Consider the following 18,453-nt stretch of genomic DNA (forward strand, 5'->3'; position numbering starts at 1 on the left):
GGCCGGGCTGTCAGCTGACCTGCGCCGACTCCGTCGCGCCGGGGCGGGGCCGCGGACAGCTCGCAGGGACTACCGCACCGACTCCATCGAACACTGGGCGGCGCGGTCTCGGCCGGCCTGCTGTTCGGGGCTGCCGTCCGCCTCGTCCTCGAACGGGAAGTGGATGTCGAAGGGCTTGTTGGTGATGAAGAGGATCACGCAGTCCTCTTCCTCGGTGGCCCCGTGGAACATGGTCATCCCCTCCGGGAGCCAGACGAAGTTCCCGGCCGGAAATTCTCCCTTGTGGGTTCGCAGAGTTCCGCTCAGGACGTAGAGCCCGTGCGCGCAGTTGTGCGTGTGCCAGGGGTTGATGAACCCGGCCTTGTACTTGATGAGTTGGCAGCTCATTCCCGTCTCGGGGTCCGAGGTGAAGGCCTTGATAGGTACACCTCTGCCGAGCTGGTCGATGTGGAGCTCGTCCCACTCCATCGAGTTCGAGTCGTAGACCTCGAACCCGGAGTCCGCCGCTGGATCTGCCATTTCTGTGCCCTTCGACCGGGGGGCCAGGTTCCCCCGACAGCGCGCCCGCGTCAACGGTCGATATCAATCGGCCGGGCGTCGGTGAGTGCGTAGCCGGCGGCGGGCCAGCACCACCAGGGATCCGGGGGTACTCCCCGATTGCGCGGGGGCGCACACCATCGATGGCGGGCGCCTGGGATGACACCGTCCAGGTCAGTGGAAGCATCCGATTCCGAGGGGCAACTGACATGGACATGCGCAACTCTTCCCGGTGGAAGGCACGGCTGTGGAAGGCGCAGCTGCCGGTTGCCGCCACCCTCGCGACTCTCGCGTTCGTGCTGGTCCCGGGGGTGACACCCGCGGTCACGAGCACCTCGCACGTTCTCGGCCTCGGCAGTTCCCCGACCGCGAGCTCACGATGTTTCGAGCCCGTGACCGTGCTGCCCCCCGGACCCGAGCCGGCCAAGCCGCCGAAGCGGGAGCTCGACCCCCGACCTGCACCGCCGTGCCATTCCTAGCATCGACAGCCGGTAAACGCCGGGAAACGTCGTTGCGGGCGGCCCGGTGATCCTCAGCCGGCGGCCCGCAGCAGTTCGGCGAACCGGCGCAGCTCCGCCCATTGGGTCTCGGTGTCACTCGGCGCGAGCAGCAGCAGAATGCGGTTGAAACCCATGTCGGCGAGTTCACCGATGCGCCGGGCGCTGCCGTCGACACCGGCCAGCTGATATCCGGTTATCACGGTGAAGTCGAGATCCGTGATCGGCCGACCGACCCGGTCGGCCTCCGCACGAATGTTGGCCATCCCCAGCTCGAGGTCGTTCTGGCCGTCCATCGGTAGCCAGCCGTCGCAGTACTCGAGGATGTGCCGCGCGATCCGTTCGGTGGCCGCCGCCCCGATCAGCACCGGCGGTCCGCCGGGTTGGACCGGTTTGGGCGCGCAGTACAGCGGATCGAAGTTCACGAACTCGCCGTGGAACTCGGCGATGTCGTTGTCCCAGATCTGGCGCATCGCCAGCACCCGTTCGCGGGTGACCTTCCAGCGGTCCCGGTGCTCGACACCGTGATCGCGCAACTCCTCCGCGTTCCACCCGGCACCGATACCCAGGACCAGGCGCCCCTGGGCAACAAGGTCCACGCAGCTGACCGTCTTCGCCAACGTGATCGGATGGCGCTCGGGTACCAGACACACCGAGGTCCCGACCTTGAGCCGCTCGGTCACGGCGGCGGCGGCGGTCATGCAGACGATCGGGTCGGAGATCTCCCGGAAGTAGTCGGGCATCTCGGCGCCCTCGAGCAGGAACCGCGTCTCGCGCTTGGCGGGCAGGTGCGAGTGCTCACCGAAGAAGACCGAGTCGAAGCCTTCGGCCTCGGCCCAGCGGGCCAGCTCGACCGGTTGGACGGTGTAGTGCGTCTGCATCGAGCAGATCCCGATGTCCACCCCGATGTCCGCCACGGTCAACTCACCTCCTGGTTCCGCCGGACCGTGATGGTCCTCGGCACCGTGTACTCCAGCAGCCCTTCGAGCCCGTTCTCGGTACCGACGCCCGACTGCTTGTGACCGGCGAAGGTGACCGACGGGGTCAGGTGCTGGATCTCGTTGATCCAGACGGTCCCGGCCAGCAGCCGCTGGCCGACCGCGAGGGCCCGGTCCGGGTCGCCGGACCAGACCGACGCGCCCAGCCCGTATTCACTCGCGTTGGCGCGGGCGATCGCATCGTCGATGTCGTCGTACCGCAGCAGCGGGAGAACCGGTCCGAACTGTTCCTCCTGGACGATCCGGGAGTCCTCCGGCGGGTTGTCGAGGATCGTCAGCGGGACGAAGTAGCCCTTCTGCTCCTCCGGGAGCCCCCCGATGAGGAACTCGAAGCCCGCGTCCTTCGCATCCCGGATGAGGTCGAGGACCCGCTCGTACTGGGAACGGTTCTGGATCGGCCCGAGCTGGACGCCGTGCTCCGCCCCGTCGCCGACCTGCACGGTCCTGACGATGTCGACAAGCGCACGCTTCAGCGGCTCGTAGACGTCCGCGTGGATGTACACCCGCTTGGCCGCGAGGCAGACCTGGCCACTGTTGCCGAACGCGCCCCAGAACAGCTTCTCGGCGACCGAGGGAACGTCGATGTCGGGAAGCACGATCGCCGGATCGTTGCCGCCGAGCTCCAGCGTGACCCGCTTCAACGACGCCGCCGCGCTGGCCATGACCTTGCGCCCGGTCTGCGTCGAGCCGGTGAAGCCGATCTTGTCGATACCCGGGTGAGCCGTCATCCACGGCCCCAGGTCGTCCCCGCCGGACACGACGTTCAGCACCCCGTCGGGCAGCACGCCACGCAGCAGCTCGCCCACCTTCAGGGTCATCAGCGGCGTGAACGGTGACGGCTTCAGGACAACCGTGTTGCCGGCCAGCAGGGCGGGGCCGAGCTTGAAGGCGGCCAGGCCGAGCGGGAAGTTCCACGGGGCGATCGCACCCACGACGCCGAGGGCCACGTGGCGCGTGATCGACCGGCGGACCTCGCTGTCCTCGTTCACGACCTCCGGCAACTCCAGCTTCGCCGTCTCCCGGAGCCAGTAACCGGCGCCGAGGATCTCCGTCGCGGCATCGTCGAGCGTCTTGCCCTGCTCCGCGGTCAACAGCCGCCTGAGCGGTTCGGCGTGGGCGTCGATGGCGGCGGCCATCTCGAGCAGGAACCTCCGGCGTTCCCCGATGGGTCGGGCCGACCACGCGGGAACGGCGTCGCGGGCCGCCGCGACCGCGTCGTCGAGCTGCTCACTCGAGCAGTCGGGCGCCTGGGCCACCACGGTCTCGTCGGCGGGGTTGAGGACGTCGAACGACGATGCGCCCGCCACCCCGTTGCCGTTGATGGTCAGGGTGAAGTCGGCATCGAATCTGACGGGCATGACTGTGTCCTCCGGGGACCGTGTCCAACTGGAGCGTGCGGTGGGTGATCTGGCCGCTCGACGCAGCGGCGGAGCGCCGGACCACTGAGGTCAACAGTGGCCGCCACGCACCCTCGGAAGAAGGGTGAGCTCTCCTAGGTGTGCCACACCCAGGCTCAGCCGGCGCGGTGCACGTCCGTGCAGCTCGCCGGGCGGCCGTTCGACCAGGCCGGCTACCGCGGGTCGCCCAGCTCCTGCAGCACAACGGGCCCCACACCCGACCGGCCCCCACACCCCCCCGGGCCCGGGCCGGCCGAGCCCGGGGCCGGCGCGGCGGGCGGTCACGCCATCAACGCGGCGGCCTGGTGCGGCTGACTTATATCCGTTTGTGCGTATATACAGTCAATGCGATACTCGTGTCATGACCCGCCCCACCTCGACGACGTGCAGGAGCCCCGCATGAACCGACCCGCCGTAGTCGTCGCCTACCACTCCGGATGGGGACACACCGCCGTCCTCGCCGAGGCTGTGGCGGACGGCGCTCGACAGGCCGACGCCACCGCCACCGCGCTCGCCGTCGACAACATCACCGAGTCGGACTGGGCCGCCCTCGACGGGGCGGACGCCATCGTGTTCGGCACCCCCACGTATATGGGCAACGTGTCGGCCGGGTTCCAGACGTTCGCCGAGGCGACCTCGGGGCGCTGTGTCCAGGGCTCCTGGCAGGACAAGGTCGCCGCCGGGTTCACCAACTCCGGATCCAAGAGCGGCGACAAGCTGCACGCGCTGACCTCGTTGGTGGTGCTGGCCGCCCAGCACCACATGCACTGGGTGAACCTCGGGCTCGGCCCAGGTTGGAGCAGCACGACCGCCAGCGAGGAGGACCTGAACCGACTCGGGTTCTTCCTCGGCGCCGGCGCGCAGACCGACACCGACGTCGGAGCCGACCGCATGCACGACTCCGACGTCCGCACCTGCCGGCAGCTCGGTGGCCGGGTCGCCGATGTCACCGCTCAGCTGCTGGCCGGACGCCTGGTGACCTCCCGCCGGTAACCGCCGCCGCATGATCACGCACGCACTAGGGTTCCGGGGGTGAGCGACGAGCTTGATCCCGGGGCATCCCCCGGCGGGCGCGCGGGCGGCGGTCCCGCCCACCCGGCACCGGAGAACTCGCTGGCCAAGTTCCGCGACGGCTGGCGCAGGACCGATCGGAACCAGGGTGTGCTGAAGGCCGTGGGCACGCTGCGCCGCATCGCCCCCGGGGGAAGCCAGCTGTACGAGGCCGGACCATCGGGCGACCGCGCCTCGGACCGGATCGCGCGGCTCATCACAGAGGTCAGTGCGGACCAGCCGAGCGCCACCCGCGAGCTCGGTCTCGCCGGCATCCAGGTGTGGCAGGCGCTCACCCGGTCCCGGGGCATCGGCCGCAACAACGCTGCGGTCACCATCCTGTTCACCGACCTGGTCGGCTTCTCCGACTGGGCGCTGAAGGTCGGCGACGACCACGTGCTCCGGCTCCTCCGGGACGTCGGGCGGGTGAGCGAGACCGCCATCGCGCGGCACGGCGGCAGCGTGGTCAAGTCGCTCGGCGACGGACTGATGGCGGTCTTCGCCTCTCCCGCTCCGGCCATCGAGGCGGCCCACGAGGCGTGCACGGCGGTCAGCGCGATCACCCTGGACGGCTACCGGCCACAGCTGCGGACCGGGTTGCACAGCGGCCATCCCCGCAAGGTCGGCCGGGACTACATCGGGGTGGACGTCAACGTGGCCGCGCGGGTCGCCGGCGCGGCGGCGGGCGGAGAGGTTCTGGTGTCCGGACCGGCGCTCGCCGACGTCGACGCCGAGCTCTACACCGTGCGGCGGCGACGCGGGTTCCGGGCCAAGGGCACACCGGCCGATCTCAAGGTCTACTCGGTGGTCCCCCGCTACGGAGGCGACCCCCGCACACCCGTCGACTGAGCAGCCGCGACGATCTCATCGAAATCACAGGGGCGGTGGGTACCGTCGCGGGAGTGCCCGCACGGATCAAACTCATGCGACTGGGGGGCGCGGTACTACTCGCCGGCGTCCTGCTGGCGACAATGGTCAGCCCTGTTGTGGTGGGTGTGGGCGTGTTGGCCAACCAGATCACCGACTCGGCGAAGCGCGTCTCCAGTACCGTCGTCGACGCCCAGCTGAGCACCGCCCAGCTGCCGCTGGTCACCACGGTGCTGGATCGCACCGGCGCCCCGCTCGCCTACCTGTACGACCAGTACCGGTTGCCCGCCACCTTCGACCAGATCTCGAACGCGATGAAGGCCGCCATCATCTCGGTGGAGGACCGCCGGTTCTACTCCGACCAGGGCATCGACCCGCTCGCCACGCTCCGGGCGATGCTGCACGACAGCTCGGGCGGCGGACTCCAGGGCGGCTCCACCATCACCCAGCAGTACGTCAAGAACTACCTGATCAACGTGGTGGACCGGAACGATCCCGCCAACCAGCAGGCCGACCGCGCCGACACCGTCGCCCGCAAGCTGCGCGAGGCGGAGATGGCGATCGTGGTGGACCGCAACACTCCGAAGAACGACATCCTGGCCGGCTACCTGGACCTGGTGGAGTTCTCCGGGAACATCTACGGGGTCGGCGCCGCGGCGGCCGCGTACTTCCACACCACCCCGGCCCAACTGGGCGTTCCGCAGGCCGCCCTGCTGGCCGGCATGGTCAATAACCCCAACCTGTACAACCCCTACACCCACCCCGACCAGGCACTGGCGCGGCGGAACCTGGTGATCGACGCGATGGTCGCCGCCGGGTCGCTGCCCCCGTCCCTGGCGGCGCCGGCCAAGGCGAGCCCGCTCGGTGTGGTGGCCGGTGGCCCCACCGTGCCGGGTGGCAGCTGCCTCTCCGCCGCGCCGGATGCCGGGTTCTTCTGCGACTATGTGGTCCGCTACCTGCGGCAGGCCGGGTTCACCGCCGACCAGCTGGACACCGGCGGCTACACGATCCACACCACCATGGACCCCTCGGCCAGCGCCGCGGTGAAGGCGGCCGTGGAACGCAACGTGCCGGCAGCCGCGGACGGCGTCGCCAACACGTTCGCCCTGATCAGACCCCAGGACGGCGGCCACGAGGTGCTGGCGATGGCCGCCAACCGCAACCTGGGCACCGATGCGTCGGCCGGCGAGGTGTACACGAACCTGGTGGCCGACCCCAGCAACGTATTCGGCGCGGGTTCCTCCTTCAAGATCTTCACCACCGCCGCCGCCCTGGAGCAGGGGGTGGTCGGCTTCAACTCCGCCCTGGCCAACCCGTCCTCGGCCTGCTTCACCCCGCCGGTCACCAACCGCTACACCCACTGCTACCCGGTGCAGAACGACGGCACCAGCTACCCCGACCCGATCAGCCTGCAGAACGCGCTGGCCACTTCGCCGAACGTTGCCTTCGTAGACCTGGAGAGCCGCACGGGCATGCCGGCGGTGCTGCGGATGGCACAGCGGCTCGGGCTGCGCCAGACACTGCAGAGCAACGATGCGGGGGCCGCCCCGGTGACCGACCCGGGTGACCCGTTGTCCCGGGACCCGCGCTACGACGAGCCCCAGTCGCGGTACTTCCAGAACCTGCTCTCCTTCACCCTCGGCGACAGTCCGGTGAGCACCCTGGAGATGGCCAACGTCAGCGCCACGCTCGTCGACCACGGCCGCTGGTGCCCGCCCAGCCCGGTGCTCTCGGTGACCGACCGCAACGGCCGACCGGTGGCCATCCAGCAGGAACCGTGCGAGCAGGTCGTATCCAGCGGGCTGGCGGACACCCTGCTCGCCGGGCTGAGCCAGGACACCAAGATCGGTACCTCCGCCGCGGCGGCCAAGGCCGCCGGCTGGGACCGCCCGGACATGGGCAAGACCGGCACCACCAACTCCAGCGAGTCGGTGGCCTTCGTCGGCGGTGTGGACGGCTATGCCGCGTCCTCCATGTTGTTCGCGGACGGCCGACGGCCGCGCGAGCTGTGCCCCGGGCCGCCGGTGCACCTCGGCGACTGCGGGCACGGCGCGTTCGGCGGCACGGTCGCGGCACCGCCCTACTTCCAGGCCATGGACCAGATCCTGGGCAACCAGCCGGACCAGCCGCTGACCCCCGGCCCGGACCCCGCCTACCTGGAGGCCGGCGACCATGGCCAGGTGGTGCCTTACCTCGTCGGCGAGCAGCGCGCGGCCGCCGAGCAGACCCTCAGGCTCGCCGGCTACCCGGTCCGGGTCGGCGCACTGGCCTCCGCCGCGCCGGCAGGGCAGGTCATCAGCCAGAGCCCGCAGGGCAACGTCGCCGGCGGGACCCCGGTCACGCTGTTCACCAGCACCGGCACACCACCGCGGCCCGCTCCGCTCCCCTGACCCGCTCCGCCGGGACACCAGGGCCCCGGGGCCGCCTCAGCTCGTCACGGCCCCGTCCAGGAGCGGTCCCAGCTCCCGCGTGACAGTCGTGAGAGCACGCACGTCCTGTTCGGACCGCGCGATCAGGACCGCTCCCTCCAACGCACTGACCATGAGCGTGGCAAGTGACTCGGCTCGGGGCGCCGGCACCCCCATCTGGGTCAACGCACTCGTGATCGGCCGGCGCCAACCCGCGAAGGCGGCGGCCGCGGCGGCCCTGGTGGACTCGACGGAGTGCGCACTGTCCACCGTTGCGGCGGCGACCGGGCAGCCCGCGCCGAACCCGTCCGTCCGGAACTCGTCGGTCCACTGGCTCACCATCGCGGCGAACAGGCCGCTCGGCGACGGTTGCGGCAGGGCGGCCAGGAACCGGTCGATGCTGCCACCGGCATAGCGCCCGCCCCAGTCCACGGCCTCGTTGACCAGCTGCTCCTTGCCACCCGGGAAGTAGTGCTGGAGCGAGCCGCGGGGCGCCTGCGCGTGGGCCGCGACGTCACGCATCCCCGTCGCCGCGACCCCGTCGCGCCGGATGAGCTGAGCGGCGCTGAAGACCATCCGCTCGCGAGGTCCCCGACCGGAATCGACTATGACAGGCGTCATGGTCGCCATTATCATGACCGCTGTCATAGTCCACAAGCGCGGCGGCGACCGCCGGCGAGGAGAGGTGGGGCAGCCGTGGACGTGGGTTTCATCGGTCTCGGTGTGATGGGGCAGCCCATGGCGCTCAATCTGGCCCGCTCCGCGACTCCCCTCGTCGTGTGGAACCGCACCGCCGCGAGGAGCGAGGCACTGCGCGCGGCCGGCGCCGCGGTGGCAACCGGACCGGCCGAGGTGTTCGAGCGGGCTCGCGTGGTGATCCTCATGCTCGCCGACGGGGCCGCGATCGACTCCGCGCTTGGCCGTGGCACGCCGGCCTTCGGCGCGACCGTCGCGGGACACACCATCGTCCAGATGGGGACGACCGCACCCGACTACTCGCGCGGGCTCGAAGCCGATGTCCGGGCCGCCGGCGGCAGCTACGTCGAGGCCCCCGTCTCCGGCTCGCTGAAGCCGGCGGAGGCCGGGCAACTGGTGGCGATGCTCGCCGGCGAGCAGGCGGACACGGCGGCGGTCCGCCCGCTGCTCGGACCGATGTGCCGGGACACCGTGTTCTGCGGACCGGTGCCGAACGCGCTGCTCATGAAGCTCTCGGTAAACCTGTTCCTGATCACCATGGTCACCGGCCTCGCCGAGGCGACACACTTCGCTGGCAGCCAAGGGCTGGACCTCGACCAGTTCGTGGCCGTTCTGGACGCCGGCCCGATGGCGAGCAGTGTCTCGCGGGTCAAGGCCGCGAAGCTGGTCGCGGAGGATTTCGCGGTGGAGGGCGCGATCTCGAACGTTCTCGAGGTCAGCCGGTTGATCGCGGCGGCCGCGCGGAAGTCCCAGATCGCCTCACCACTGCTCGACGTCTGTTTTGCGTTGTACGGCGAAACGCGCGCGCTCGGTCTCGACGGCGCCGACATGGTGGCCGTGATCCACGCGATCGAGCAACGCACGCTCTCCGCCAGGTGATCCGGTTCGTCCTGCTCAGCCTGCCGATCTTCGGGGTTGTCGCACTGGGCTGGGCGGCGGTGCGGACCCGCGTCGTGAAACCCGATGCGCTCGATGCGCTCGGGGCGTTCTCCTTCCGCTACGGCCTGCCCGCCCTCGTCCTGCTGTTGATCGCCGGACAACCGATCAGGGAGTCGTTCGACGCGACCTTCTACGCCGGCTACCTCGGGAGCGGCGCCCTCGTCTTCGCGCTCACCCTCGGTCTCTCCCGCGCGGTCGCCGGCCAGCCACTCGGCGCGGCGGGCGCGCGGGCCACCACGGCGGCCGTCAGCAATCTCGGCTTCCTCGGATTACCGCTGATGCTGGCGTTCTTCGGCGACCGGGCGGCGGGGCCGCTCGCCATGGCGATCCTGGCGGAGGTAATGGTTCTGCTGTCGGTGGGCGGCGTGCTGATGAGCGCCGCGAGCCGCGACGGCGCGAGCGTCGGCCGGCTGGTGCTGCGCGGCACGGTCCTGAATCCCATCGTGGCCGCGATCGTGCTGGGCGCGGCGATCGCGGCGGCGGGCCTGTCGCTGCCCGAACCGATCGGGCACTTCCTCGGCTTCCTCGGCGGGGCGGCCGGCCCGACCGCGCTGTTCGCGCTCGGCGGCGCACTGGCCGCCCAGCGCCTGGACCGGGCGACGATGCTCGCCGCGTCCGGGATCACAGCGGCAAAGCTCGCGCTGTACCCGGCAATCGTCTGGTGCGTGCTGGACCGGCTGCTGGCGGTCGAACACGTCCTGGTCCAGGCCGGCGTACTGATCGCCGCGCTGCCCTCGGCCGGCAACATCTACGTGATGGCGCAGCGTTACGGCGCCGATGCCGAACGGGTGTCCGCCGCGATCGCTCTCTCGACGCTCGTCAGCGTCGTCTCGGTGCCCGTCACGGCCTGGCTCGTGCTCCGGTGACCCCGGACCACACCCTTCACCGCAGGAGCCGAACCGTTGGCCCCTAGATGTCGCGCAAATCCGAGACTTCCGGTCAACGGCACTACGGTCTATGGCTGCGACATCCCCCGCCGATCACCGGTCAGACACGGTCGGTGATCGCTTCGCTCCCCCACACGAGGTCACCATGTCACGCTATCTCCGCCTGGTCGAACCGCTCGCGCAGGTCCGCGACGTAGCACGCGCGCTGGGCACCACGAGCCGGCAACTGCTGCCCGTCGCGGCAGTCCTGGGCATGCGGGTCTCGTGCCCGTCCAGCATCCTCACCGTCGACCAGGCCGAACGGCTCGAGGACGCCTGGCTGCGCCGGGCGCGCCCGGAGGATGCCGCTCCCACCAACAGCGGAGTTCCCGCGCAGGTGACGCGATCGTCGGCCCTGGATGACAGTCAGACCAACCAGAGCGCCTGACCGGCGCAAAACTCCGCGCGAAACACCGGCCAGACCAGCCGCCGTTCACTGTCTGCCATCAAATTGGTCGGTGAAGACTCAACTGTGCCCTTCTGTCACACCAGAAGAGTGGCGGCGCCGCGATTGCGATGACTACTTGTGATCGCCACTTCGCCCCATCAGTGCGAATAGCACACAACGCCTTGATCGTGAGTTTGTGGGCCGTGGACCTTGAGGATCATCTTAGGTATTCTGTTAGCCTCACCTAATGGGGAGCAGGGATGACTAATACTTGGGGTGGCCATGCTGAATGGCCCGCTGTGGCGCGGCTCACCGGCAGCGGTCTGCCGCGTCTCGGCCTCCTCAGTCATCGGTGTCCCGTGTCCGCATTCCCGCGGGTAGGCCATCCCGACGCCCGGGTGGCCGAGATCCGCAATCGGAAGATCGGGTTCGTGTTCCAGTCGTTCAACCTGATCCCCCGCACCACGGCGGTGCGCAACGTCGAGCTCCCCATGGTCTATGCCGGCATCAGCGCGCGGCGCGAACACGCCAACGCCGCTCTGGAAAAGGTCGGCCTGGCCAACCGGGCGAAACACCTGCCCAGTGAGCTCTCCGGCGGCCAACAGCAGCGGGTGGCGATCGCCCGGGCGATCGTGACCGACCCGGTGATGATCCTGGCGGACGAACCGACCGGGAACCTGGACAGCGCCTCCACGCTCGAAATCATGAAACTGCTGGTCGAGCTGAACAACACCGGGCGCACGGTCATCCTGATCACCCACGAGAACGACGTGGCCAATTTCGCCAAGCGGATCATCACCTTGCGCGACGGGAAGATCGTCGGCGACCGGGCCCCGGAGAATCGCTCCGTGGTCGAACTGAACGAATAAGGCGTCCTGACAAACGGTTCCCACCCGCAACCCCGAGCGGGCGATACCGGTCTCGAATTCTCAGCGATCCCCACGAACCAAATCGCACAATCGCTCCCCCATTCTCCGCGGTTACCCCCGATTACCGCGGAGCCGGTATGAAAGGTACATAGTTGATGACTAGGACTGCGAGACGCGGTGGCCCGCGATTGTGCCGGGCCGGCGCGGTGTCCCTGGCCCTCGCGGTAGTCACGGTGGCATCGGCATGCGGGGCCGCGCCGACCGCTCCCCCGACGGCTCGTGTCGAGCGCGGCACCGTGGCCATGAAGGTGGCAGCCTCGGGTGCCCTCACCCCCGTGACGTCGCAGAACATCGGCTTCCAAAAAGGGGCGAAGCTCGTCGAGCTGATGATCAAGGTGGGCGACACGGTCACGCCGGGCCAGATCCTCGCCCGCGAGGACGACTACATCTTCCGGCAGACCCTCAACCAGCAGTCCGCGTTGCTGGCGCAGCAGCAGGCCCAGCTGGACCGGCTGATCGCCGGCGTCACTGTGCCGAACGGCAAGGACGCCCTGGACGCGGCGGAACGGTTCTACGACAAGACCAAGAAGGCCGTCGACGAGCAGGTCTCACTTGCGCACTTCAACGTAAAGACCGCCAGGGCCAAGTACGAGGAGGACCTGAAGGCTTTCCGGAAGGCAAAGGCGGCATACGACGCCTGCCCGACCACTCCCGTGCCCGTCCTGCCGTGTACCGGTGGGGAGGAGGCGGCCTACAAGGCGGCCAGGACCACCGCCATCACGTCGAGGACCGCTTACAAGACGGCCCAGCACAACTCGAAGATCGCCGAGGCCAACGGTGACGTGACCAAGGCCAACGCGAACACCCTGCTCGTGAGTGCCCGGAACGGCCTGCGGACCGCCAGGTCCGACCGGCCGGGCTCGATCGACGTGCAGGCCGCGCTGGTGCAGTCCGCCCGCGCCGCCGTGGCACTGGCCCAGAACGACGTGAACAACACCATTCTCCGGGCACCGGTCGGCGGCACCGTCTCGGCCATCACCGGTACCGTCGGCGAGTATCTGGGCGCCGGAGCGGGGACGACCGCCCTGTCCCCGGGCAGCGACGCGGCAATCCCCGGCGTCGGTGCGGCGGCATCGAGCGACGCGGCCGGCAACGCCGCGTCCGGGCTCTCCGCGACCCGCCCCGGTGGTGGCGCGTTCATCGTGCTCAACAACCTGAACACGTTCCAGGTCGTCGTTCCGTTCGAGGAGTCCGACGCCGCGAAGGTGTCCCCGAACCAGAAGGTCGAGGTGAACTTCGACGCGGTGCCGGACCTGGAGCGCGATGGCACGGTGCTGTCCGTCGCACCGACCGGCGTGAACATCTCGGGCGTGACGAACTACTACGCGACGGTCCTGCTCACCGAGTCCGATCCCCGCCTGCACGCCGGGCAGACCGCCGAGGTGTCGGTGGCCACCCAGGCGGTGGACAACGTTCTGCTGGTACCGAACGCGGCCGTGCTCAAGGACGGTGGCCAGACGTTCGTGAACGTGCCCGGGCAGGACGGCAACCCGGTGCGCACGCCGTTCCAGCCAGGCATCGTCGGCGACGGCAGCACCCAGGTCCTGTCCGGGCTGCGGGAAGGCCAGGTGATCCAGCTTCCCCAGGTCAATGCGCCGCCCGCCCAGCCCAGCGGGACCATCGGCGGCGGCTGACCCAGCAGGCCCAAGCGGTAACCACACGCGCCTGTTGTTACCGAGCTGCACACGGTGCAGGTTGAGCGCTGGAAATGCCTGCCTGGTGTGCAGCTCGGTAACCGGCGGCCGCCCGCCGCCTGTGAGCGCGCGGCCACCCGCGTGCGCGCCGTCACTGAGCCACCACCTCGGCGACCGTCTAGTACCGGAGGGCTTCGATGGGGTGCAGTCGAGCGGCCCGGATGGCGGGATAGGAACCCGCGATCAGCCCGATTCCCAGGCTGACAGCGAAAACGCCCAGCACGATGTAGATCGAGACACCCGGTGCGCCCAACTCCGGCCAGAAATGGGGTATCACCTTGGCGCCGGCGAGGACGAGGCCTACGCCGAGAACGGTCCCCACCAGCCCACCCAGGCCGGCGAGTACCACAGACTCGATCATGAACTGTCCCCTGATCGCGCTCCGGCGGGCGCCGATCGCCTTGCGGATCCCGATCTCCTGGGTCCGGTTGTTGACCGTGACCAGCATGATGTTGGCGACCCCGAGTGTCCCGATCACCAGGGTGAGGCCGCCGACGACCAGAGTCACCCAGTTGATCAGTTTCAGGTATTTGTTGATCTCGTTGATCTGGATGAGCAGCGCGGAGGTGGTGTAGTCCCGGAAGCCGGGGTCGCTGATGTCGTGCCGCTGGTCGAGTATCCGGTTGATCTGGTCGATCGCTTTCGGCACCTGGGCAACGCTGGGCGCCATGACACCGATCCCGTTGAGCCAGTTGGAGCCGGCGAACAGTCCCCGCGAGGAGTTGATCGGCACCAGCACGAAGGCGTCCTGGTCGTCACCGCCGGGCTCCGTCACCCCGATCACCTTCATGCCGAGCCGGCCGATGAAGACGTCCGCGCCGATGGCCCTCCGGACATCGCCGTCGAAGAGGTACTTGAGCACCTTCGGACCGATGACCGCGACCTTGAGCCGGTCCTTGTTGTCCTGATCGGTGAACATGGAGCCGGCGGCCATCTTCCGGTTCCGCACCAGCAGGAACCCCGGTGTCGTTCCGGAGATGTTGCCGCGGAAGTTCCGATCGCGGTACCGGGTGACCGCGACGCCGTTGCGCAGCGGGGTCACGCTGTCGATGTCCGGTGCCAGGGACTTGTCGGCCAACGCCGCCGAGTCGTCCTCGGTCAGGCTCCGCGAAGGGTTGGCGCCGGGCGATGAGGCATTCGCCTTCGAGATGACGATGGCGGTGTTGAGCGAGCCGTACGACTTGTTGAAGCCGTCCCGCATCCCGTTACCCAGGGCCACCAGGAAGATGACCGCCGCGACGCCGACCACGACGCCCAGAGCGGTCAGCGTGGTACGCAGCCGAGCGGACCGCAGGCTCCGGATCGCGATGACCAGCGACTCGCTGAAATGCATAGCTGTACTCCCTGCCGGACCTTGTCAGTGACGGGATGCGACGACCGAGCGGGCGCGCTCTTAGTAGCGGAGCGCGTCGATGGGGTGCAGCCGGGACGCCCGCCGAGCGGGGTAGCTGCCGGCGAGCAGGCCGATGACCAGGCTGACCCCGAACGCGACCGCGATTCCCGTCACGGACAGGTCGGGCAGCCCGAGATCGGGCTGGATCCTGGGCACCAGCTGCCGGCCGGCCAGGACGAGCACGATGCCCAACACCACGCCACCGACCCCGCCGACGCCGGAGACCGCCATGGACTCGACGAGGAACTGCTTCATGATCGCGCCGCTGCGGGCGCCGATCGCCTTGCGGATTCCGATCTCGCTGGTCCGCTCGGTCACCGTGACCAGCATGATGTTGGCGATCCCGAGCGCGCCGACGAACAGCGCGACACCGGCCACCGAGACTGTGAACAACAGCAGCAGGTCGACGAACTTGTTGATCTGGTCCAGCTGCGCGACCATCGCCGTGGTGTTGTAGTCGCGCTGGCCGGGGTCGGTGATCCCGTGCTGGGCATCCAGGATCTGGTTGACCTCCTGGGTCGCCGCCGGCACCGAGTTGACGTCGGTCGCGAGGACGCCGATGCCGTTGAGGTTCTGACCACCGGCGAACAGGGCGCGCGAGGAGTCGAGCGGCATCACGCCGACCCCGTCCAGGTCGTCCCCGCCCGGGGCCAGCACACCGACGACCCGCATCGTGAGGCGGCCGATGCGAACGTTGGAGTTGAGGGCGGCTACGACGTCACCGTTGAACAGGTATTGGACGACCTTCGTTCCCAGCACGACGACCCTGGCCCGGTCTTGGTTGTCCTGGTCGGTGAACATCGAACCGGCCATGATCGAGCGGTTGCGCACCCGGAGATAGGTCGACGTTGCACCGGCGACGCTCGCCTTGAAGTCCTTGTCGCCGACACTGATCAGGGCGGCGCCGTTGCGGAGCGGGGTCACCGCCGCGATGTGCGGCGCCGCGCCCGGCTTGGTCAACGCCGTGATGTCGGACTCGGTGAGGCTCTTGACGGAGTTGCCGCCCTGCTGGGCCTGGTTGGTCTTGCTGACCACGATGGAGGTGCTGAGCGCCCCGAACTTGTCGTTGAAACCGGACCGCATGCCGCCGCCCAGCCCGACCAGGACGATCACCGCGGCGACGCCGAGCACGATGCCCATGGCGGTGAGCAGGGTCCGCAGCCGAGCCGTTCGCATACTGTGCGCGGCAATGATGACCGCTTCCCTGACGTTCATCGACGCGCTCTCCTTCAATCGTCCCGCGCGCCCAAGCATTAACGCTGACCACAGTTAAGGCAAGGCTAGCCTCTCATCCTGGAGAAGGAGATCACTCACAGCGCGTCGGTCGTGCCGAGCGCGTGGAGCATCGTTCGAAGCTTGGCGCCCGTCTCCGCGAGCTCCACCTCGGGATCCGATCCGGCCACCACTCCCGCGCCGGCGAACATCCGGAGCGTCCGGTCGCGGATCTCGGCGCTGTGGATCGTCACGACCCACTCGCCGTCCCCGTCCTCGGCCGACCAACCGACCGGCCCGCTGTAGTAGCCGCGATCGACCCGCTCGAGGGTGGCGATCGCGGCGCGCGCCGCCGAAGGCCGGTGCCCCGGGTCCCCGGCCCGGCGCGCAACAGCCAGCCGCCGAAGGCCGCGCCGAGACACAGCGCCGCGAGGAACCCGCCGAGCGCGACCCAGCCGAGCGCCCGCCGCTCCAGTCCGGCGGAGTGCAACAGACTCCGGTACCCGCGCCGGCCTTCGCCGACCCGCCGCGGCCCGGGTCAGCTCAGGTGGCCATGAACAGGATCTGGTCGCGGGTGTACTCGTGCCCCGGGTGGTTGGCCTTGAGGTGCGCCTGGGTCAGCTCCACCAGGGTGTCCTCGTTGTCCGCCTCGATCGACTCGCCACAGGGGCAACGGAGGTAGCGGGTGCGGGCCGCGGGCTGCTCGGACATTCGGGTCTCCTCTTGGTCTGAAATGGCCTGGGCCGGCATGCTCTGGAACCGCCGGCGGACGGGTTTCGGTGATCAGCAGCTGGATCATTGCACTCCGCGACCGGCCGCGCTCCCTGTCCGAGGCCCGGCAATTCGCCTCGGCTGGTATGCCCGGCCGCCCCGCCGCGGTTGTATCCGGTGTCGAGGTGCAACAGGTCCACCACCGGAGGGCAGACCCCATGACCACCACCCCAACGACCACCGCTCAGGGCGCCGATCCCGTCGAGACCTGGACGGCGTGGCACACCGAGCGCGAGGCACTGCTGCGTGAGCCGCACGGTTGGCTGAGCCTCACCGGCCTGCACTGGCTGACCAGCACGGCCGCCACCTACCCCGACCTGCCCGGCAGTTGGCGCGCCACCGACGACGGCGGAGTCGAGATCACCACTGAGACAACCACCGAGACCACCACGGCCGCCGCCGACGAGCTGGAGATCGACGGAGTGACCGTCGACGGCACAGTCCGGATCGAGCCGAAGGACGGCCAGCCCGGCGTGCTCGTGACGGTGGGCGCGCGGCGTGTCGAGGTCATCCGCCGCACCGACAGCTACGCGCTGCGGGTCCGCGATCCACAGGCGATCACCCGCACCGCGTTCGACGGCGTCCCCAGCTACCCGGTGGAGGCGCGCTGGGTGGTGACCGGGCGGTACGAGCCCTACCCCACCCCCAGCCCGATCACCGTCGACGCCGTCGTGGAGGGCCTGCACCACTACTTCACCGCGGTGGGCGAGGTGCACTTCGACATCGACGGCCAGCAGCAGACTCTGGTGGCACTGCCCGGCAAACAAGGCGGCCTGTCCCTGCACTTCCGCGATGCCACCTCGGGCCAGGAAACCTACGGCGGCGGGCGGATCCTCGCGGTCGGCGACCCGGCGGAGGACGGCACCGTGGTCGTCGACCTCAACCGGACCGTCAACCTGCCCTGCGCGTTCACCGCGTTCGCGACCTGCCCACTGCCGCCCGAGGGCAACACCGTGACGGTGCCGGTCGCGGCCGGCGAGCGGACCCCGCCGCGGCCCGACCTGACCTCCTGAACCCGGAGGCCACCGCCACAGGTCAAGGCCACCGGTCATCACCACAGGTAATGGCCCACCTACGGCCCGACGCACGGAAAAGCCGGGGCCGGCGTTCCCCGAACGCCGACCCCGGCGGGCCCACTCGCCAGCTTCCCCGTGACGAAATGGGCGGTCCTCATAGCCAGCCCAGCCAGCCCATAACCATGGGCAGCGGTCTGTCGAATGCCGCGACGCTCAGTCGTCGTCGCTGTTGCGCTGGCCGCACTTGCCGTCGTGGCTGTCGCTGTTGCGCTGGTGGCCCGCCAGCACTCCGAGAGTGCCTTCAAGAATGCTGTTGTTGCACAGCTGCACGGGCACCTGAGCACCGATGTGCTGGAGGTTGACCAGGCCACTCTGCACGTCGGCCCGGTCCCCGTGGTGGCGGTGGTGCCCGTGGTCGTCACTGGCAAACGCCAACGGGCTCACTGCCAGGATCCCCACCGCGGCGGTAGCAACAACGACGCCTGCCTTGATGAACACTGAATATCTCCCCTAGATCGTCTCTTCGCCTGTCGGCGGGTGCCTCGAACGGGCACCATCTCTCACGACGGTGTGAGTGCTTCGATCAACGATGGCGACGTGACGTGGTCACGCAACCTGAGAGAGTGTCCACCGAATGGAGTAGCGTCACTCCATCGTTCACGCGGTGAACTCGACAGTCACCGCGAGTGGTGATCGGCTCGGCTCGGTCCCCTATTGACCTCAAGTTTAGTTGAG

At 69.2% G+C, this 18,453-nt stretch carries 17 protein-coding genes and 1 pseudogene; 9 read left to right on the forward strand and 9 right to left on the reverse strand.

Features of this window, described 5'->3' with window-relative positions; genetic code table 11:
* Positions 1–69 precede the first annotated feature (69 nt).
* From ACTXG6_RS30230 to ACTXG6_RS30240, 3 genes are all read right to left on the reverse strand, one after another.
* The gene (locus ACTXG6_RS30230) at positions 70–519 is read right to left on the reverse strand and encodes a cupin domain-containing protein (RefSeq protein WP_445182806.1); all 450 of its coding nucleotides are present in this window, start codon (positions 517–519) and stop codon (positions 70–72) included.
* A 550-nt stretch (positions 520–1,069) separates the two neighbouring features.
* A complete protein-coding gene (locus ACTXG6_RS30235; protein ID WP_445190135.1) occupies positions 1,070–1,951 on the reverse strand; it encodes an LLM class F420-dependent oxidoreductase in 882 nt (293 codons plus the stop codon).
* 2 nt (positions 1,952–1,953) lie between these two features.
* Entirely contained in the window at positions 1,954–3,390 is a 1,437-nt protein-coding gene (locus ACTXG6_RS30240; RefSeq protein WP_445182807.1) for an aldehyde dehydrogenase family protein, read from the reverse strand.
* Between the two features lie 438 nt (positions 3,391–3,828).
* Here ACTXG6_RS30240 and ACTXG6_RS30245 point away from each other — a divergent pair, with 438 nt between their 5' ends.
* The 3 genes from ACTXG6_RS30245 (at position 3,829) to ACTXG6_RS30255 (ending at position 7,736) form a co-directional block, all read left to right on the forward strand.
* Entirely contained in the window at positions 3,829–4,422 is a 594-nt protein-coding gene (locus ACTXG6_RS30245; RefSeq protein ID WP_445182808.1) for a flavodoxin family protein, read from the forward strand.
* 39 nt (positions 4,423–4,461) lie between these two features.
* Positions 4,462–5,328 carry an adenylate/guanylate cyclase domain-containing protein gene (locus tag ACTXG6_RS30250; RefSeq protein ID WP_445182809.1) on the forward strand — a complete coding sequence of 289 codons (867 nt, stop codon included), beginning with the start codon at positions 4,462–4,464 and terminating at the stop codon, positions 5,326–5,328.
* Between the two features lie 74 nt (positions 5,329–5,402).
* Positions 5,403–7,736, forward strand: coding sequence for a transglycosylase domain-containing protein (locus ACTXG6_RS30255; RefSeq protein WP_445182810.1), 2,334 nt, complete (start codon positions 5,403–5,405; stop codon positions 7,734–7,736).
* A gap of 36 nt (positions 7,737–7,772) precedes the next feature.
* On the opposite strand, the gene ACTXG6_RS30260 is transcribed toward ACTXG6_RS30255, so the two are convergent.
* Positions 7,773–8,276, reverse strand: coding sequence for a TetR/AcrR family transcriptional regulator (locus ACTXG6_RS30260; protein WP_445182811.1), 504 nt, complete (start codon positions 8,274–8,276; stop codon positions 7,773–7,775).
* A 174-nt stretch (positions 8,277–8,450) separates the two neighbouring features.
* Here ACTXG6_RS30260 and ACTXG6_RS30265 point away from each other — a divergent pair, with 174 nt between their 5' ends.
* The 5 genes from ACTXG6_RS30265 (at position 8,451) to ACTXG6_RS30285 (ending at position 13,266) form a co-directional block, all read left to right on the forward strand.
* Positions 8,451–9,329, forward strand: a complete 879-nt coding sequence (locus ACTXG6_RS30265) for an NAD(P)-dependent oxidoreductase (protein ID WP_445190136.1) — start codon at positions 8,451–8,453, stop codon at positions 9,327–9,329.
* A complete protein-coding gene (locus ACTXG6_RS30270) occupies positions 9,326–10,255 on the forward strand; it encodes an AEC family transporter (RefSeq protein WP_445182812.1) in 930 nt (309 codons plus the stop codon). The genes ACTXG6_RS30265 and ACTXG6_RS30270 overlap by 4 nt, the downstream gene beginning before the upstream one ends.
* Before the next feature lie 166 nt (positions 10,256–10,421).
* Positions 10,422–10,703: a hypothetical protein gene (locus tag ACTXG6_RS30275; protein WP_445182813.1), complete on the forward strand. Its 282-nt coding sequence runs from the start codon at positions 10,422–10,424 to the stop codon at positions 10,701–10,703.
* Between the two features lie 299 nt (positions 10,704–11,002).
* A complete protein-coding gene (locus ACTXG6_RS30280; RefSeq protein WP_445182814.1) occupies positions 11,003–11,572 on the forward strand; it encodes an ABC transporter ATP-binding protein in 570 nt (189 codons plus the stop codon).
* Between the two features lie 155 nt (positions 11,573–11,727).
* Positions 11,728–13,266, forward strand: a complete 1,539-nt coding sequence (locus tag ACTXG6_RS30285; protein ID WP_445182815.1) for an efflux RND transporter periplasmic adaptor subunit — start codon at positions 11,728–11,730, stop codon at positions 13,264–13,266.
* A gap of 178 nt (positions 13,267–13,444) precedes the next feature.
* Here the strand turns inward: ACTXG6_RS30285 and ACTXG6_RS30290 are convergent, their stop codons facing one another.
* The 4 genes and pseudogenes from ACTXG6_RS30290 to ACTXG6_RS30305 all read right to left on the reverse strand — a co-directional run bounded on the left by ACTXG6_RS30290 (position 13,445) and on the right by ACTXG6_RS30305 (position 16,642).
* Positions 13,445–14,659: an ABC transporter permease gene (locus ACTXG6_RS30290; RefSeq protein WP_445182816.1), complete on the reverse strand. Its 1,215-nt coding sequence runs from the start codon at positions 14,657–14,659 to the stop codon at positions 13,445–13,447.
* Positions 14,660–14,719: 60 nt separating this feature from the next.
* A complete protein-coding gene (locus ACTXG6_RS30295) occupies positions 14,720–15,934 on the reverse strand; it encodes an ABC transporter permease (protein ID WP_445182817.1) in 1,215 nt (404 codons plus the stop codon).
* Between the two features lie 95 nt (positions 15,935–16,029).
* A pseudogene (locus ACTXG6_RS30300) lies at positions 16,030–16,281 on the reverse strand (chorismate-binding protein); the annotation flags it as partial.
* A 193-nt stretch (positions 16,282–16,474) separates the two neighbouring features.
* Complete coding sequence (locus tag ACTXG6_RS30305; protein ID WP_445182818.1) at positions 16,475–16,642, reverse strand: hypothetical protein; 168 nt, start codon at positions 16,640–16,642, stop codon at positions 16,475–16,477.
* 218 nt (positions 16,643–16,860) lie between these two features.
* Between ACTXG6_RS30305 and ACTXG6_RS30310 the strand changes: the two genes are divergently transcribed.
* Positions 16,861–17,715: a DUF1684 domain-containing protein gene (locus ACTXG6_RS30310; protein ID WP_445182819.1), complete on the forward strand. Its 855-nt coding sequence runs from the start codon at positions 16,861–16,863 to the stop codon at positions 17,713–17,715.
* 216 nt (positions 17,716–17,931) lie between these two features.
* On the opposite strand, the gene ACTXG6_RS30315 is transcribed toward ACTXG6_RS30310, so the two are convergent.
* On the reverse strand, positions 17,932–18,216 hold the full coding sequence (locus ACTXG6_RS30315) for a hypothetical protein (protein WP_445182820.1): 285 nt from the start codon (positions 18,214–18,216) through the stop codon (positions 17,932–17,934).
* Positions 18,217–18,453 lie beyond the last annotated feature (237 nt).

The organism is Pseudonocardia sp. Cha107L01 (genome assembly GCF_052566575.1).

Bases quoted from the DNA above. Each gene is read 5' to 3' on its own strand.
- ACTXG6_RS30230 (WP_445182806.1), bottom strand. From the start codon at position 519: ATGGCAGATCCAGCGGCGGACTCCGGGTTCGAGGTCTACGACTCGAAC.
- ACTXG6_RS30240 (WP_445182807.1), bottom strand. From the start codon at position 3,390: ATGCCCGTCAGATTCGATGCCGACTTCACCCTGACCATCAACGGCAAC.
- ACTXG6_RS30245 (WP_445182808.1), top strand. From the start codon at position 3,829: ATGAACCGACCCGCCGTAGTCGTCGCCTACCACTCCGGATGGGGACAC.
- ACTXG6_RS30255 (WP_445182810.1), top strand. From the start codon at position 5,403: ATGCGACTGGGGGGCGCGGTACTACTCGCCGGCGTCCTGCTGGCGACA.
- ACTXG6_RS30260 (WP_445182811.1), bottom strand. From the start codon at position 8,276: ATGCGTGACGTCGCGGCCCACGCGCAGGCGCCCCGCGGCTCGCTCCAG.
- ACTXG6_RS30275 (WP_445182813.1), top strand. From the start codon at position 10,422: ATGTCACGCTATCTCCGCCTGGTCGAACCGCTCGCGCAGGTCCGCGAC.
- ACTXG6_RS30285 (WP_445182815.1), top strand. From the start codon at position 11,728: ATGACTAGGACTGCGAGACGCGGTGGCCCGCGATTGTGCCGGGCCGGC.
- ACTXG6_RS30290 (WP_445182816.1), bottom strand. From the start codon at position 14,659: ATGCATTTCAGCGAGTCGCTGGTCATCGCGATCCGGAGCCTGCGGTCC.
- ACTXG6_RS30295 (WP_445182817.1), bottom strand. From the start codon at position 15,934: ATGAACGTCAGGGAAGCGGTCATCATTGCCGCGCACAGTATGCGAACG.
- ACTXG6_RS30305 (WP_445182818.1), bottom strand. From the start codon at position 16,642: ATGTCCGAGCAGCCCGCGGCCCGCACCCGCTACCTCCGTTGCCCCTGT.
- ACTXG6_RS30310 (WP_445182819.1), top strand. From the start codon at position 16,861: ATGACCACCACCCCAACGACCACCGCTCAGGGCGCCGATCCCGTCGAG.